We start from the raw sequence: 14,093 nt of genomic DNA, 5'->3' as shown, positions 1-14,093 counted from the left end.
CACGTCGGCCGCCGGACGGCCGGTCAGTAGCGGTACTGCTCGTTCTGACCGGTGTCGTATCCGTTCCCGTACGGGGCGGGCCGGACCGGTGCCTCCGGGGGCATCGGGGGGTACTGCTCGCTCTCGCGCTGCTGCGGGACCCAGACGCCGCCCGGCGGGGTGTCGGAGGCGTACGGGTCGGCGTAGGCGTCGGTGGGCTGCTGCCCGCCGTCGTAGCTGTCGTAGGCGTTGCCCTGGCTGTCGTACGAGGCGTACGGCCCGGTGCCCGCGGTGGTGCCCGTCCCGGTGTACGGGTCCGAGTAGGCGGCGTAGCCAGCCTGTTCGGTGCCGTAGTCGTACGCCCCGGTGGCGTAGCCGTCCTGGCCCTGGTAGGTCTCCTGGCCCGGATAGGCGTCCTGGGCCTGGTGGGCGCCCTGGGCGCCGTAGGGGTCCTGGGAGGGCTGCGCATAACCGGCGTACGGGTCGTAGGCGGCGTACTGCGGCTGCTGTTCGTTCTGCTGCTGGTCGTTCTGCTGCTGGTCCTCACCGCCCCGGGCGGTGTGGCCCGCGTCGGTGTAGATGCCGTACTGGCCGGTGTCGTCCGGCAGCGGCTGCGGTTCGTATACCGCGGAGGCGGCGCTCCCGGCGGCCTGCGGGGCGGCTTCCTCGTACTCCAGGTCGGAGACCTGGAGCGTGGGCTCCCTGGTGGCGGACCGCTCGCCGCCGGCGCGGCGACGGCGGCTGGCACCGGGGCTGCCGCCTATGGCCCAGCCGGTGGAGAAGCCCTTCCGGAAGGAGAGCGTCACATACGTCTGGCCCGTCGCGAAGGCGATCGCGCCGAGGGCGATCACCAGCACGGAGGGGATCAGTACACCGAGGACCACACCGAGGAAGCCGGCGAAGGCGAGCAGCCGCCAGCGCAGGCGTGCCTTGTACTGCAGCAGTACCTCGCCCAGCAGCCACAACGCCACGATGCCGAATGCGATGTAGAGGACCGTCCAGCCCACGCCCGCCCCCTCCTACGGCCACCGCCCCGGTAGGTGGCGGGTACGGCCGGTCACGACTGCTTGTGCAGTCCGAGATTCTCGTAGATCTCGAGCGTCGCCGTCGAGTTGTTGAGCGTGATGAAGTGCAGCCCCGGGACACCCTCGGAGAGCAACTTCGCGCAGAACTCCGTGGCGAACTCGATGCCAATGGAGCGTACAGCGGCGGGGTCGTCCTTGGCGGCGAGGATGCGGTCTTTCAGCACCGGAGGCAGGGATGCGTTGCTGAGCTGGGCAAATCTTTCCAGCTGTTTGACGCTGGTGAGGGGCATGACCTCGGGGATCACCGGGGTGTCGCAACCCGCAGCGACCACACGGTCACGCATCTGCAGGTAGCTTTCCGGATGAAAGAACATCTGGGTGATCGCGTAGTCGGCTCCGGCGCGGCACTTGTCCACGAAATTCCGGATGTCGGAGTCCCAGTCGGCCGACCGGGGGTGCATTTCGGGAAACGCCGCGACGCCGACGCAGAAATCGCCGGATTCCTTGATCAGCCGGACCAGGTCTGCGGCGTACCGCACCCCCTGCGGATGCTCGACCCACTCGCCCATCGGGTCACCCGGCGGGTCTCCGCGCACGGCGAGGATGTTGCGGATCCCGGCGTCGGCGTACTGCCCGACCATGTTGCGCAGTTCGGCGACGGAGTGGTCGACGGCGGTGAGGTGCGCGACCGGGGTGAGGGTCGAGTCGGCGGCGATCTGCTGGGTCGCCCGCACCGTCCCGGCACGGGTCGAACCACCGGCCCCGTACGTCACGGAGACGAAACTCGGACGTACCGCCTCGACCCGCCGCAAGGCGTTCCAGAGGTTCCGCTCGCCCTTCTCGGTCTTGGGCGCCCAGAACTCGAACGAGTACGAGGTCTTGCCCGTCGCGAGCAGCTCACGCACGGTGCGGGCGTGATCTGTCCTGGTGGAAGGTGTGCCAAGGGCCATACTGGGAGGTTAACCAGGGCTCGGCGGTACCCCAACCGGACGGTGCGATTTGACCGGGAATAGGACGGTTGTTGTCCACCCTTCGGACAGCGGCCCGGCGGACCCGGCCCCGCGGGCGACCGGCCCCGCGGGCGGTCCGCCCCACGCTCCGGCTCAGACCGCTCGTGCCCGGACACGCGCGGCGAGTGCCGCCGCCGCCCCGGCCGGGTCGTCCGCCTCGGTGATCGCCCGTACGACGACGACCCTGCGCGCGCCGGCGTCCAGCACCTCGTCCAGGTTGCCCGCGTCGATCCCGCCGATGGCGAACCACGGACGCGGCTGTCCGAGCGAGGCGGCGTAGCGCACCAGGCCGAGGCCGGGGGCGTACCGGCCCGGCTTGGTCGGGGTGGGCCAGCAGGGGCCCGTGCAGAAGTAGTCGACGCCCGCCTCCGCGACGGCCGCGTCGACCTCGGACTCGGCGTGGGTGGAGCGGCCGATGACCACGTCGTCGCCGATGACGGCGCGGGCGGCGGGCACCGGCAGATCGCCCTGCCCGAGGTGCAGCACGTCGGAGCCGATGGCGTGGGCGATGTCGGCCCGGTCGTTCACCGCGAGCAGCTTGCCGTGGCGCTTGCAGGCGTCGGCGAACACCGCGAGGTGGTCGAGCTCCTCCGCGGCCTCCATGCCCTTGTCGCGCAGCTGGACGATGTCCACGCCCGAGGTGAGCACGGCGTCGAGGAATTCGGGCAGGTCGCCCTGCCGCTTCCGGGCGTCCGTGCACAGGTAGAGCCGGGCGTCGGAGAGCTGCGGGCGAGGCGTGGACATGTGGTGTTCCCCCGTCGGTACATCGGTGGTCGCTGTGTCGGTCCAAGCCGTGAGCGGAGTGCGGGCCGTGTCGGTCACGGCCCGCACTCCGCTCACGGTCGTACGGTCAGACGGCGAGCGCCTGGGCGCGGCGCTTCACCTCCGTACCGCGATTCTCACTCAGGGCCTGCGCGGGTGTTCCGGGCAGGCTCGGGTCGGGGGTGAAGAGCCAGTCCAGCATCTCTTCGTCCTTGTAGCCGTCGTCCCTCAGGAGCGTCAGGGTCCCTGCGAGGCCCTTGACCACCTTGTCGCCGTCGATGAAGGCGGCGGGCACCTGGAGCGTCCGGTTCTCACCACGTCGTACGGCGATCAGCTGGCCCTCCTTGACCAGCTGGCGTACACGCGTCACCTCGACATCGAGCATTTCCGCGATGTCGGGAAGGTGGAGCCATGCGGGGACGAGAGCATCGATCTTTGCGTCAATCTCGGTCACAGGGACAAGCGTGCCATCCCGGACCGGCGGCCGGTAGCCGGGCCGACCGTACGGGGACACACCGTGCCCTCAGAGCGTCGCAGATCTCAGCGGCACGGAGGAGTCCGCGGCACGCACCGGATCGATCCGTGCCCCGGCCTCGACGAGCTTGCGCCCCTGGGCGAGGTCGCGCGGCCGGCCGACGGCCAGCACCGCCACCAGCACGCCCGCACGCAGCCAGCAGACCGTCCAGGACGCCTCGGCGGGGTCGCCGCGCCACAGCAGCGTGTCGGCGCCGGAGTGGTGGCCCGCGTACTGCACGAAGCGGCCGAACTGCTCGGACCAGAAGTAGGGCACCGGGTCGTACGTACGCGGCCGGCCGTCGGCTACGGCGGCGGCGACCGTCCGGGGTCCCTGGAGGGCGTTGTCCCAGTGGTGGACGAGCAGCCGCTCGCCGTAGCGGGCGGAGGGGAAGGAGGCGCAGTCGCCCACCGCGTACACGTCCGGCACCGAGGTGCGCAGGGAGCCGTCGGCGGTGACCGAGCCGTCCGGACCGAGTGCGATGCCGGAGCCGGCCAGCCAGCCGGTGGCGGGCCGGGCGCCGATGCCCACGATCACCGCTCCGGCGGGGATCACCCGGCCGTCCGTCAGGTGCACGGCTCCCGGTTCGACGCGTGCGACCCGGGTGCCGGTGAGCAGTTCGGCTCCGCTCTCGGCGTACCAGGCGGCCATCGGGGCGGCGACCTCGGCGGGCAGGGTGCCCGCCAGGGGGCGGTCGGCGGCTTCGACGACGGTGACCGCGCAGCCCGCGGCGCGGGCCGTGGTGGTGAACTCGGCGCCGATCCAGCCGGCTCCGACGACCACGACGTCGTGCCGCCTCTCCAGGACGGGCAGCAGCCGCTCGGCGTCGTCGAGGGTGCGCAGCAGATGGACGCCGGGCACGCCCTGCGAGCCGGGCAGGACGACGGGTTCGGCTCCGGTGGCGAGGACCAGGACGTCGTACGGGACGGGCCCGTCCGGAGTGTCCAGCTCGTGCGCGGCGGCACGCAGGCCGGTCACGTCCAGGCCCAGTCGCAGGGCGATGTCCAGTGCCTCGAAGTCGATGTCGAAGGCGGAGTCCTCGGCCTTGCCGAGCAGGACCGCCTTGGACAGCGGCGGGCGGTCGTACGGCTGGTGCGGCTCGGCACCGATCAGGGTCACGGTGCCCGTGAAGCCCCGTTCACGCAGGGCCACGGCCGTCTGCACCCCGGCCATGCCCGCGCCGACGATCACGACACGGCGTGGCCGCTCTCCCGCTGTCCGGTCCCGCGTCTGCTCGCTCACCCGTCCACCCTAATCACCCGACGCGCCGTCAGGCGGGGAGCTCCTCCACCACGCTCGTCCCGCTGCCTTCCTGGGACTCCCACTCCCACCGCTCGTCCAGTCGCACCCGGCCGTCGGGAAGCTCCGTGACGGCCGAGACGCAGTGCCCGCCCGAGGTCGTTCCGTCCCGCTTCAGCTGCACGTACCGGAAGTCCAGCGTGTCCGCGTCCCGGGTGCCGACGAGATGCCCGCGGACGACGTCACCGCCCGCGTACTCGGCCCAGATCCGCCCCTCCTGCTCGTGGTACGTGAACCGGGTGCGGGTGCCGACCTGGCCGGGGGCCTGGTCGGCTACGGGTGCGAGGACGAGTCCGTCGAGTGAACGGGCCACAGTGGCTGCTCCCTTACTGGCCGTGGGCGGCGGGGTCTAGGCTGGCCACCGTAAGGCACTCGCGGGAGCCCGGACGCACCGGGCTGAGAGGGAGGCTGACCGGCCTCCGACCGTACGAACCTGATCCGGGTCATGCCGGCGAAGGGAGGGGCTGGACGCCCATGCGCAGCTGTGGAAACACCTCCGACGTCCTGGTCGTCGGGGGCGGAATCATCGGTCTGGTGACTGCCTGGCGGTCGGCCCAGCGCGGCCTGTCCACGGCGGTGATCGATCCCGGCCCCGGCGGCGGGGCCGCCGGGGTCGCGGCCGGAATGCTGGCCGCCGTCACCGAACTGCACTACGGCGAGCAGATGCTGCTCGGCCTCAACGTCGCCTCCGCCGCGCGCTATCCGGCGTTCGTGGCCGAGCTGGAGGAGGCCACGGGTCAGGAGACCGGCTTCCGCACCTGCGGCACGCTGTCCGTCGCCCTGGACTCCGACGACCGGGCGCATCTGCGGGAGCTGCACGCCCTGCAGCAGCGTTCGGGGCTGGAGTCCGAGTGGCTCAGCGGCCGTGAGTGCCGCCGCCTGGAACCGATGCTCGCCCCCGGGGTGCGCGGCGGGCTGCGGGTCGACGGCGACCACCAGGTGGATCCCCGGCGGCTGGCCTCGGCCCTGGTCACCGCGTGCGAGCGGGCCGGGGTGGTCTTCCACCGGGTCTGGGCACAGCGGCTCTCCGTCGCGGGCGGCCGTGCGACAGGGGTCGTCCTGGCGGACGGTACGGAGACGTCCGCCGGTCAGGTCGTCCTCGCCGGCGGCAGCCTGAGCGGCCGGCTCGAAGGACTGCCCGAGGCGGTCGTGCCGCCGGTCCGCCCGGTCAAGGGGCAGGTGCTGCGGCTGGCCGTGCCGCCCGCGTACGCCCCCTTCCTCAGCCGGACCGTGCGGGCCGTGGTGCGCGGCAGCCACGTCTACCTCGTGCCCCGCGCGAACGGCGAGCTGGTCGTGGGCGCCACCAGTGAGGAGCTGGGCTGGGACACCACGGTCACCGCGGGCGGGGTCTACGAACTCCTGCGCGACGCCCACGAGCTGGTGCCGGGCATCACCGAGCTGCCGCTGACGGAGACCGGGGCCGGGCTGCGCCCCGCGTCCCCGGACAACGCCCCGCTGCTGGGCCCGACCGCACTGCCCGGCCTGCATCTCGCCACCGGCCACCACCGCAACGGGGTGCTGCTGACACCCGTCACCGGCGAGGTGATGGCCCAGGTGCTGACCACCGGCGAACTGCCCGAGGTGGCCCGCCCCTTCACGCCGCACCGTTTCGGCCCGTCCCGCGAAGCCCTCTCCCCCGCCCCCGCGTCCCAGGAGCAGCCCGCATGACTGAGCCCGTGCCCACGTCCGTGTCCGTATCCGTCAACGGGGAGCGCCGCGGTGTCCCCGCCGGGACCTCGCTCGACGCCCTGGTCGCCACCCTGACCGCCGCCCACTCCGGGGTCGCCGCCGCGGTCAACGAGGCCGTCGTCCCGCGCAGCCGGTGGTCCGCCACCGTGCTCGCCGACGGCGACCGTGTCGAGGTGCTCACCGCGGTCCAGGGAGGCTGACCATGTCCGACGATCTCTTCACCCTCGGTTCCACCGTCCTCTCCTCCCGTCTGATCATGGGAACGGGCGGGGCGCCGAGCCTCGACGTGCTGGAGCGCTCCCTGATCGCGTCGGGCACCGAGCTGACCACCGTGGCGATGCGCCGGCTCGACCCGACCGTGCGGGGTTCGGTGCTCTCCGTCCTGGAACGGCTCTCCATCCGCGTCCTGCCGAACACCGCGGGCTGTTTCACCGCGGGCGAGGCCGTGCTGACCGCCCGGCTGGCCCGGGAGGCGCTCGGTACCGACTGGATCAAGCTGGAGGTCGTGGCGGACGAGCGGACCCTGCTGCCCGATCCGATCGAGCTGCTGGACGCCGCCGAGGTCCTGGTCGACGACGGCTTCACCGTCCTGCCGTACACCAACGACGACCCGGTCCTGGCCCGGAAGCTCCAGGACGTGGGGTGCGCGGCGGTCATGCCGCTCGGCTCCCCCATCGGTTCCGGGCTCGGTATCCGTAATCCGCACAACTTCCAGCTGATCGTCGAGCAGGCCGGGGTACCGGTGATCCTGGACGCCGGTGCGGGGACGGCCTCGGACGCGGCGCTGGCGATGGAGCTGGGGTGCGACGCCGTGATGCTCGCCTCGGCGGTGACCCGGGCCCAGGAGCCCGAGCTGATGGCCGCGGCGATGCGGCACGCGGTGGACGGCGGGCGCCTGGCGTACCGGGCGGGCCGGATCCCGCGGCGCCACTTCGCCGAGGCGTCCTCGCCGGCCGGGGGCCGGGCGGTGCTGGATCCGGAGCGCCCGGCCTTCTGACGTCCGTGTCCGCGTGGCCGTGTCCGCGTGGCCGCACCGCGTCACCACACGTGCGTGTCCCTGTCACGGCTCGGCTCCAGAACGGCCCCGGGGCACCCGGGGCCGTCCGCCGTGTCCGTGGCGGCTCGTAGACTCGCAGCGTGGATACGACCCTCCAGGACCCCCTCGTCGGGCAGCTGCTCGACGGCCGCTACCGCATCGATGCGCGCATCGCCGTCGGTGGTATGGCCACGGTCTACCGGGCCCTGGACACCCGGCTGGACCGGGTGCTCGCCCTCAAGGTGATGCACCCCGCGCTGGCGACGGACGCGGCGTTCGTCGAGCGCTTCATCCGTGAGGCCAAGTCCGTGGCCCGGCTCGCTCACCCCAACGTGGTGGCCGTCTTCGACCAGGGCGCCCAGGGGGCGTACGTGTACCTGGCGATGGAGTACGTCGCGGGGTGCACGCTGCGCGACGTCCTGCGCGACCGGGGGGCCCTGCAGCCCCGGGCCGCGCTGGACATCCTGGAGCCGGTCCTGGCCGCGCTCGGCGCCGCGCACCGGGCCGGCTTCGTGCACCGCGACATGAAGCCGGAGAACGTCCTGATAGGGGACGACGGCCGGGTGAAGGTGGCGGACTTCGGCCTCGTCCGGGCGGTGGGCACCGTCACGGACACCACCGGCTCGCTGCTGGGGACGGTGTCCTACCTCGCCCCCGAGCAGATCGAGCACGGTACGGCCGACACCCGCTCCGATGTGTACGCCTGCGGCGTCGTGCTGTACGAGATGCTGACCGGCGGCAAACCGCACACCGGCGGCACCGCCGCCCAGATCATCTACCAGCACCTCAACGAGGACGTGCCGGCCCCGTCCGGTGCCGTTCCCGGCCTGGCGGCCGGGCTGGACGGGCTGGTGGCGGCCGCCACGGCCCGTGACCCCGAGGTCCGGCCCGAGGACGCGGTGGCCCTGCTGGCCAGGTCCCGCGAGGTGCGGGCGGCCCTCACCGAGGAGCAGTTGGACGCGATGCCCCCGCAGGCCCTCGCGCAGGTGCACGACGCCGCCGAGGACCGTACGAGCGTCATCCCGCGGGTGATCCCGGCCGGCCAGGGCACCGCGCACCACACGAGCCGCCTGGAGATGCCGCCGCCCCTGCCGCCCCGGTCGCGGCGGAGCGGGCCCGGACGGTTCGCGGCGGTTCCCCGGCGGGGGATGTTCGCCGCACTCGTCGCCCTCCTGCTGGTGCTCGGGCTCGGCGCGGGCGTCTGGTACATCAACGCGGGTCAGTTCACCCACGTCCCGTCCCTTCTGGGCCAGACCCAGAAGGCGGCACAGGGGCGTCTCTCGGACGCCGGTCTCGACCTGAAGGGCGTCGAGCACGCCTACAGCGACACGGTGAAGCGCGGCACGGTGATCAGCAGCGACCCCGGCTCGGGCGAGCGGATCCGGGGCAACGACGCGGTGAAGCTGGTGGTGTCGCGCGGTCCGGAGATCGTGAAGGTGCCCGACATCGAGGGCCTGTCCGTCCCCGACGCCCGGCGCGAGCTGAAGCAGGCGGGCCTGGAGCAGGGCATGGTGACCCGTGAGTTCGACGAGGAGGTCGTGCGGGGGGACGTGATCCGTACGGATCCCGCCGTCGGCACCGAGCGTCACGCCGGCTCCGCGGTCGCGCTGGTCGTCAGCAAGGGCAGCCCGGTCGATGTCCCCGACGTCACGGGGCTCGATGTCGAGGACGCCACCGCCGCGCTGGACGAGGCGGGCCTCAAGGCGAAGGTGCTGCCCGGCCGGGTCAGCTCGCCCGAGGTCGCGGGTGACGTCGCCGAGCAGACGCCCGCCGACGGCCAGGAGGCCGCCGAGGGCGACACGGTCGAGCTCACGGTCTCCAAGGGGCCGCGGATGCTCGACGTCCCCGATGTGACCGGACAGGACGTCGACGAGGCCCGGAGCGCGCTGGAGGAGGCGGGCTTCGAGGTCGAGGTGGACCGGCCCTTCCTCTCCTTCGGCGACACGATCGCGAGCCAGTCGGTCGAGGGCGGGCAGCGGGCCGCCGAAGGCTCCACGATCACGATCAGAACCAAGGGTCTGTAGTACACATGCGCAATCCTGTGGGCGGGCATGTCCCGGTGGCCGGGGGACTCGCCAAGGTCGGGCTCGTTCACGCACGGGAGCTGGCGGCGGAGGCCGTGCAGGTCTTCGTCGCCAATCCGCGCGGCTGGGCGACTCCGCCCGGGAATCCGGCGCAGGACGACCTGTTCCGCGCGGAGTGCGCGGCGGGGTCGGTCCCCGCGTACGTCCACGCCCCGTACCTGATCAATTTCGGCTCGCACACGGAGGCCACCGTGGAGCGGTCCGTCGAGTCGCTGCGGCACTCGCTGCGCCGGGCCAGGGCGATCGGCGCCCTGGGGGTGGTGGTTCACACGGGGTCGGCGACCGGCGGCCGCCCGAGGGCCGAGGCCCTCGCACAGGTGCGTACGCACCTGAGGCCGCTGCTGGACGAGCTGACCCATGACGACGACCCGTTCCTGCTGCTGGAGTCGACCGCCGGACAGGGCTTCTCGCTCTGCTCGCGGACCTGGGACTTCGGCCCGTACTTCGAGGCCCTGGACTCCCATCCGAAGCTGGGCGTCTGCCTGGACACCTGCCACATCTACGCGGCCGGTCACGACCTGACGGGTCCCTCCGGCATGCGGCAGACCCTGGACCTGCTGGTGGACACGGTCGGCGAGGGGCGGCTGAAGCTGATCCACGCCAATGACTCCAAGGACGCGGTGGGGGCACACAAGGACCGGCACGAGAACATCGGCGCCGGTCATATCGGCGCGGAGCCGTTCCGTGAGCTGTTCACGCATCCGGCGACCGACGGGGTGCCGCTGATCATCGAGACGCCCGGCGGCATGGAGGGGCATGCGGCGGACGTGGCACGCCTGAAGGAGCTCCGGGGCGGCGCCGTTCTTCCGTAACCCAAACGGAATACCCCAGGGGGGTATCTGGTTTCCCTGGGTGTCAGGAACCGAGCGATCCGGCCCCGGAGGTCTCTCATGCAGCACGACTCGCGCCACGACCTGCGGCACGACACGCATCACCACCCCCAGGACGAGGGTGAGGCCGCCGGCTGGGCCATGGCCGCCCGGGCCACCCTGCACTGCCTCACCGGCTGTGCGATCGGTGAGGTCCTGGGCATGGTGATCGGCACCGCGCTCGGCTGGGGGAACGCGCAGACGATGGCGCTCGCGATCGTCCTGGCGTTCTTCTTCGGCTACGCGCTGACGCTGCGCGGCGTCCTGGGAACCGGGGTCGGCCTCCGCACGGCGGTCCGGGTGGCCCTGGCCGCCGACACCCTGTCCATCGCCGTGATGGAACTGATCGACAACGGGGTGATCGCCCTGTGGCCCGGAGCGATGGACGCCCACCTGGCGGACGTGAAGTTCTGGGCGGTCCTGGCCATCGCACTGGCTGCCGCGTTCGTCATCACGACACCGGTCAACAAGTGGATGATCGGCCGGGGCAAGGGCCACGCCGTGGTGCACCGCTATCACCACTGAGCCCGGCACGCCCGGGACCGCGGGATCAGAGCTCGGGGCCGTCCCCGGGCTCCTCCTGGTAGGAGTAGCGCTGTTCGCTCCACGGGTCGCCGATGTTGTGATAGCCGCGCTCTTCCCAGAAGCCGCGACGGTCGGCCGTCATGTACTCGATGCCGCGGACCCATTTCGGACCCTTCCACGCATACAGATGCGGGACGACGAGCCGCAGCGGGAATCCGTGTTCGGCGGTGAGCAGTTCACCGTCCTTGTGGGTGGCGAAGAGCGTCCCGTCGGAGGTGAAGTCGGCCAGTCGCAGATTCGAGCTGAATCCGTATTCGGCCCAGACCATCACATGGGTGACGTGGGGCGCGGGCGGCGCCAATTCCACGACCTCGCGGGCGAGGATTCCGCCCCATTCGGCTCCGAGCATGCTGAATTTCGTCACGCAGTGGAGGTCGGCGACGACGGACGAGAACGGCAGGGCCGAGAATTCCTGATGATTCCAGCAGTGTTTCTCACCGTCGGCCGTCGCCCCGAAGACCCGGAACTCCCAGCGGTCGGGCTTGAACTTGGGCACCGGGCCGTAATGGGTGACCGGCCAGCCGCGCTGCAGTCGCTGCCCCGGCGGTAGCCCGGACTGTTCCGCTGTGCCGCGTTCCCGGCTTTCCGGCTGACCCATGCCTCCATGGTGACAGACAGGCAGGGGTGGTCATGACCAGGGGAGAGCCGATTCGGGCAACTCGTACTAAGCATGCACTTACTGGACGACCGCCGGGTGCGATGCGAGGATGCGGCGCACACATGCCCAGTTCACCGGTTGGAAGGAGCCTCTGCGATGCAGGGCGACCCCGAGGTCCTCGAGTTCCTGAACGAACAGCTGACCGCCGAATTGACTGCCATCAATCAGTACTTCCTGCACGCGAAGATGCAGGACAACTTCGGCTGGACGAAGCTGGCCAAGTACACCCGGGCCGAGTCGTTCGACGAGATGAAGCACGCCGAGATCCTCACCGACCGGATTCTCTTCCTGGACGGTCTGCCCAACTATCAGCGGCTCTTCCACGTGCGGGTCGGCCAGACGGTGACCGAGATGTTCCAGGCCGACCGCCAGGTCGAGGTGGAGGCGATCGACCGCCTCAAGCGCGGCATCGAGGTGATGCGCGGCAAGGGCGACATCACGTCGGCGAACATCTTCGAGTCCATCCTGGCGGACGAGGAGCACCACATCGACTACCTCGACACCCAGCTGGAGCTGGTGGAGAAGCTCGGGGAGCCGCTCTACATCGCCCAGCAGATCGAGCAGCCGGAGAGCTGACCCGCTCGGGGCGGCCGTCCCGGGCCGGCCGGCCGCTCAGGCGGCGTCGGAGAGCCGGACGTCCTGCCCGGCACCGAAGGCGGCGGGCGCACCGGCCGGGGTGCCCGCCGGCTCCGTGCGGCCCTCCACGAGCTCGCGGCGCGGGCAGTCGCCACGGCCGAGAAGCGCCTGGATCCGGCGGACGCAGCCGCCGCAGTCCGTGCCGGCCTTGCAGGCGGAGGCGATCTGGCGGGGCGTGCCCGCGCCGTCGTCCGCATGCTGCTTGACCTGCTGCTCGGTGATGCCGAAGCAGGAGCAGACGTACATGCGGTTCGCCTCCCGACGGGGTCGATCAGTGCGCCGTCCCCGACTTTCGGTGAGGCTAACCTAACCTTACCCGTCACCACCGGCACACAAAAGCCCCGGGAGCGTCTGTGGGGCACGGATCACATGGATCCGTGCCCCACGCGCGTCGTCGGCGGCGGTGCTACTGGTCGCGGTACATCTCGGCGACCAGGAACGCCAGGTCGAGGGACTGGCTCCGGTTGAGGCGCGGGTCGCAGGCCGTCTCGTAGCGCTGGTGCAGATCGTCCACGAAGATCTCGTGGCCGCCGCCCACGCACTCGGTGACGTCGTCACCGGTGAGCTCGACGTGGATGCCGCCCGGGTGCGTTCCGAGGCCCTTGTGTACCTCGAAGAAGCCCTTGACCTCGTCCAGGACGTCGTCGAAGCGGCGCGTCTTGTGGCCGGACGCGGCCTCGAAGGTGTTGCCGTGCATGGGGTCGGTCACCCACACCACGGTGGCACCGGAGGCGGTGACCTTCTCGACCAACTCGGGGAGCTTGTCGCGGACCTTGTCGGCGCCCATGCGCACGATGAAGGTCAGCCGTCCCGGCTCGCGCTCGGGGTCGAGGCGGTCGATGTAGCCGAGCGCCTCGTCCACGGTCGTCGTCGGGCCGAGCTTGACGCCGACGGGGTTGCGCACCTTCGAGGCGAACTCGATGTGCGCGCCGTCCATCTGCCGGGTGCGCTCACCGATCCAGACCATGTGGCCCGACGTGTCGTACAGCTGACCGGTGCGCGAGTCGGTGCGGGTCAGCGACGACTCGTAGTCCAGCAGCAGCGCCTCGTGCGAGGCGTAGAACTCGACCGCCTTGAACTCGGCCGGGTCCGTGCCGCACGCCTTCATGAAGTTCAGCGCGTTGTCGATCTCGCGGGCCAGGGCCTCGTAACGCTGGCCGGACGGCGAGGACTTCACGAAGTCCTGGTTCCAGGCGTGCACCTGGCGCAGGTCGGCGTAACCACCGGTGGTGAAGGCGCGGACCAGGTTCAGCGTGGAGGCGGACGCGTGGTACATCCGCTTCAGCCGGTCCGGGTCCGGGATGCGGGCCTCCTCGGTGAAGGCGAAGCCGTTCACCGAGTCGCCGCGGTAGGTCGGCAGGGTCACGCCGTCGCGGGTCTCGGTCGACTTGGAGCGCGGCTTGGAGTACTGGCCTGCGATCCGGCCGATCTTGACGACGGGCACGGAGGCCGCGTACGTGAGGACGGCGCTCATCTGGAGCAGCGTCTTCAGCTTGGCCCGGATGTGCTCGGCCGACACGGCGTCGAAGGCCTCGGCGCAGTCACCGCCCTGCAGCAGGAACGCCTCGCCCTTGGCGACGGCTCCCAGGCGGGCACGCAGCTGGTCGCACTCGCCTGCGAAGACGAGCGGCGGATACGACTCGAGGTCCGCGACTACATCGCGCAGAGCCTCGGCATCGGGGTACTCGGGCTGCTGCGCCGCGGGAAGGTCTCGCCAGGTGTTGCCACCGGCGACGGAGGTATTGGCGTTCACGGTCACGCTCACCACATTACGGGGTCGGTGACCCCGTCCATCCGCGCGCTCAACACGTGAGACACCCGCTCGTTCGTGCGCTGCGTCCGCTAGGGTTCGGGACATGTTCGCGCCGACGATTCAGAACTGGTGGTGGACCGCTCATCCGGCGGCCCGCTGATTCATCGCGCGTACAGACTTCGCGAAGGCCGCCC

17 protein-coding genes and 1 riboswitch are annotated in these 14,093 nt (G+C 71.3%); of the genes, 8 read left to right on the top strand and 9 right to left on the bottom strand.

All coding sequences use genetic code 11. From position 1 onward, the window contains the following. Positions 1-23: 23 nt before the first annotated feature. From AB0F38_RS04165 to AB0F38_RS04140, 6 genes are all read right to left on the bottom strand, one after another. Positions 24-986: a hypothetical protein gene (locus AB0F38_RS04165; protein WP_361886241.1), complete on the bottom strand. Its 963-nt coding sequence runs from the start codon at positions 984-986 to the stop codon at positions 24-26. A gap of 50 nt (positions 987-1,036) precedes the next feature. Then, a complete protein-coding gene (gene metF / locus AB0F38_RS04160; RefSeq protein WP_361886239.1) occupies positions 1,037-1,954 on the bottom strand; it encodes a methylenetetrahydrofolate reductase [NAD(P)H] in 918 nt (305 codons plus the stop codon). Between the two features lie 153 nt (positions 1,955-2,107). Continuing rightward, on the bottom strand, positions 2,108-2,758 hold the full coding sequence (gene thiE / locus AB0F38_RS04155) for a thiamine phosphate synthase (RefSeq protein WP_361886236.1): 651 nt from the start codon (positions 2,756-2,758) through the stop codon (positions 2,108-2,110). Positions 2,759-2,864: 106 nt separating this feature from the next. Then, positions 2,865-3,230, bottom strand: coding sequence for an Rv2175c family DNA-binding protein (locus AB0F38_RS04150; RefSeq protein WP_361886233.1), 366 nt, complete (start codon positions 3,228-3,230; stop codon positions 2,865-2,867). A gap of 69 nt (positions 3,231-3,299) precedes the next feature. Continuing rightward, the gene (locus AB0F38_RS04145; protein ID WP_361886230.1) at positions 3,300-4,532 is read right to left on the bottom strand and encodes an FAD-dependent oxidoreductase; all 1,233 of its coding nucleotides are present in this window, start codon (positions 4,530-4,532) and stop codon (positions 3,300-3,302) included. Positions 4,533-4,560: 28 nt separating this feature from the next. Then, positions 4,561-4,902, bottom strand: coding sequence for a hypothetical protein (locus AB0F38_RS04140; protein ID WP_361886227.1), 342 nt, complete (start codon positions 4,900-4,902; stop codon positions 4,561-4,563). A gap of 51 nt (positions 4,903-4,953) precedes the next feature. After that, a riboswitch (TPP riboswitch) is annotated at positions 4,954-5,066 on the top strand. Between AB0F38_RS04140 and thiO the strand changes: the two genes are divergently transcribed. From thiO to AB0F38_RS04110, 6 genes are all read left to right on the top strand, one after another. Further along, positions 5,064-6,257: a glycine oxidase ThiO gene (gene thiO / locus AB0F38_RS04135; RefSeq protein ID WP_361886224.1), complete on the top strand. Its 1,194-nt coding sequence runs from the start codon at positions 5,064-5,066 to the stop codon at positions 6,255-6,257. Its footprint overlaps the riboswitch before it by 3 nt. Next, positions 6,254-6,478 (top strand): sulfur carrier protein ThiS, encoded by a 225-nt coding sequence (gene thiS / locus AB0F38_RS04130; RefSeq protein ID WP_361886222.1) that lies wholly within the window; start codon positions 6,254-6,256, stop codon positions 6,476-6,478. The genes thiO and thiS overlap by 4 nt, the downstream gene beginning before the upstream one ends. Before the next feature lie 2 nt (positions 6,479-6,480). Continuing rightward, positions 6,481-7,275 (top strand): thiazole synthase, encoded by a 795-nt coding sequence (locus AB0F38_RS04125; protein WP_361886219.1) that lies wholly within the window; start codon positions 6,481-6,483, stop codon positions 7,273-7,275. 140 nt (positions 7,276-7,415) lie between these two features. Then, entirely contained in the window at positions 7,416-9,338 is a 1,923-nt protein-coding gene (gene pknB / locus AB0F38_RS04120) for a Stk1 family PASTA domain-containing Ser/Thr kinase (protein ID WP_361886216.1), read from the top strand. A 5-nt stretch (positions 9,339-9,343) separates the two neighbouring features. Then, on the top strand, positions 9,344-10,210 hold the full coding sequence (locus AB0F38_RS04115) for a deoxyribonuclease IV (RefSeq protein WP_361886213.1): 867 nt from the start codon (positions 9,344-9,346) through the stop codon (positions 10,208-10,210). 78 nt (positions 10,211-10,288) lie between these two features. Beyond that, entirely contained in the window at positions 10,289-10,792 is a 504-nt protein-coding gene (locus AB0F38_RS04110) for a DUF4396 domain-containing protein (RefSeq protein WP_361886210.1), read from the top strand. Between the two features lie 25 nt (positions 10,793-10,817). Here the strand turns inward: AB0F38_RS04110 and AB0F38_RS04105 are convergent, their stop codons facing one another. Further along, positions 10,818-11,450 (bottom strand): sulfite oxidase-like oxidoreductase, encoded by a 633-nt coding sequence (locus AB0F38_RS04105; protein WP_361886206.1) that lies wholly within the window; start codon positions 11,448-11,450, stop codon positions 10,818-10,820. 156 nt (positions 11,451-11,606) lie between these two features. Between AB0F38_RS04105 and bfr the strand changes: the two genes are divergently transcribed. Further along, entirely contained in the window at positions 11,607-12,086 is a 480-nt protein-coding gene (gene bfr, locus AB0F38_RS04100; RefSeq protein WP_361886203.1) for a bacterioferritin, read from the top strand. 36 nt (positions 12,087-12,122) lie between these two features. Here the strand turns inward: bfr and AB0F38_RS04095 are convergent, their stop codons facing one another. Further along, positions 12,123-12,392: a (2Fe-2S)-binding protein gene (locus tag AB0F38_RS04095; RefSeq protein WP_361886200.1), complete on the bottom strand. Its 270-nt coding sequence runs from the start codon at positions 12,390-12,392 to the stop codon at positions 12,123-12,125. A 160-nt stretch (positions 12,393-12,552) separates the two neighbouring features. Then, positions 12,553-13,899 carry a class II 3-deoxy-7-phosphoheptulonate synthase gene (locus tag AB0F38_RS04090; RefSeq protein WP_361886765.1) on the bottom strand — a complete coding sequence of 449 codons (1,347 nt, stop codon included), beginning with the start codon at positions 13,897-13,899 and terminating at the stop codon, positions 12,553-12,555. Between the two features lie 103 nt (positions 13,900-14,002). Between AB0F38_RS04090 and AB0F38_RS04085 the strand changes: the two genes are divergently transcribed. Next, on the top strand, positions 14,003-14,059 hold the full coding sequence (locus tag AB0F38_RS04085) for a trp operon leader peptide (protein ID WP_173317642.1): 57 nt from the start codon (positions 14,003-14,005) through the stop codon (positions 14,057-14,059). Positions 14,060-14,093: the final 34 nt, after the last annotated feature.

It is taken from the genome of Streptomyces sp. NPDC025273 (assembly GCF_040638585.1).
GTDB classification, from domain to species: Bacteria; Actinomycetota; Actinomycetes; order Streptomycetales; family Streptomycetaceae; genus Streptomyces; species Streptomyces cinereorectus.
The sequence above is the reverse complement of the archived record's forward strand: the minus strand, read 5'-3'. Positions and strand labels throughout refer to the sequence as shown.

Excerpts from the sequence above, each read along its gene's own strand:
- metF (WP_361886239.1), bottom strand. The coding sequence starts at position 1,954 with ATGGCCCTTGGCACACCTTCCACCAGGACAGATCACGCCCGCACCGTG.
- thiE (WP_361886236.1), bottom strand. The coding sequence starts at position 2,758 with ATGTCCACGCCTCGCCCGCAGCTCTCCGACGCCCGGCTCTACCTGTGC.
- thiO (WP_361886224.1), top strand. The coding sequence starts at position 5,064 with ATGCGCAGCTGTGGAAACACCTCCGACGTCCTGGTCGTCGGGGGCGGA.
- thiS (WP_361886222.1), top strand. The coding sequence starts at position 6,254 with ATGACTGAGCCCGTGCCCACGTCCGTGTCCGTATCCGTCAACGGGGAG.
- AB0F38_RS04125 (WP_361886219.1), top strand. The coding sequence starts at position 6,481 with ATGTCCGACGATCTCTTCACCCTCGGTTCCACCGTCCTCTCCTCCCGT.
- AB0F38_RS04115 (WP_361886213.1), top strand. The coding sequence starts at position 9,344 with ATGCGCAATCCTGTGGGCGGGCATGTCCCGGTGGCCGGGGGACTCGCC.
- AB0F38_RS04110 (WP_361886210.1), top strand. The coding sequence starts at position 10,289 with ATGCAGCACGACTCGCGCCACGACCTGCGGCACGACACGCATCACCAC.
- AB0F38_RS04105 (WP_361886206.1), bottom strand. The coding sequence starts at position 11,450 with ATGGGTCAGCCGGAAAGCCGGGAACGCGGCACAGCGGAACAGTCCGGG.
- bfr (WP_361886203.1), top strand. The coding sequence starts at position 11,607 with ATGCAGGGCGACCCCGAGGTCCTCGAGTTCCTGAACGAACAGCTGACC.
- AB0F38_RS04095 (WP_361886200.1), bottom strand. The coding sequence starts at position 12,392 with ATGTACGTCTGCTCCTGCTTCGGCATCACCGAGCAGCAGGTCAAGCAG.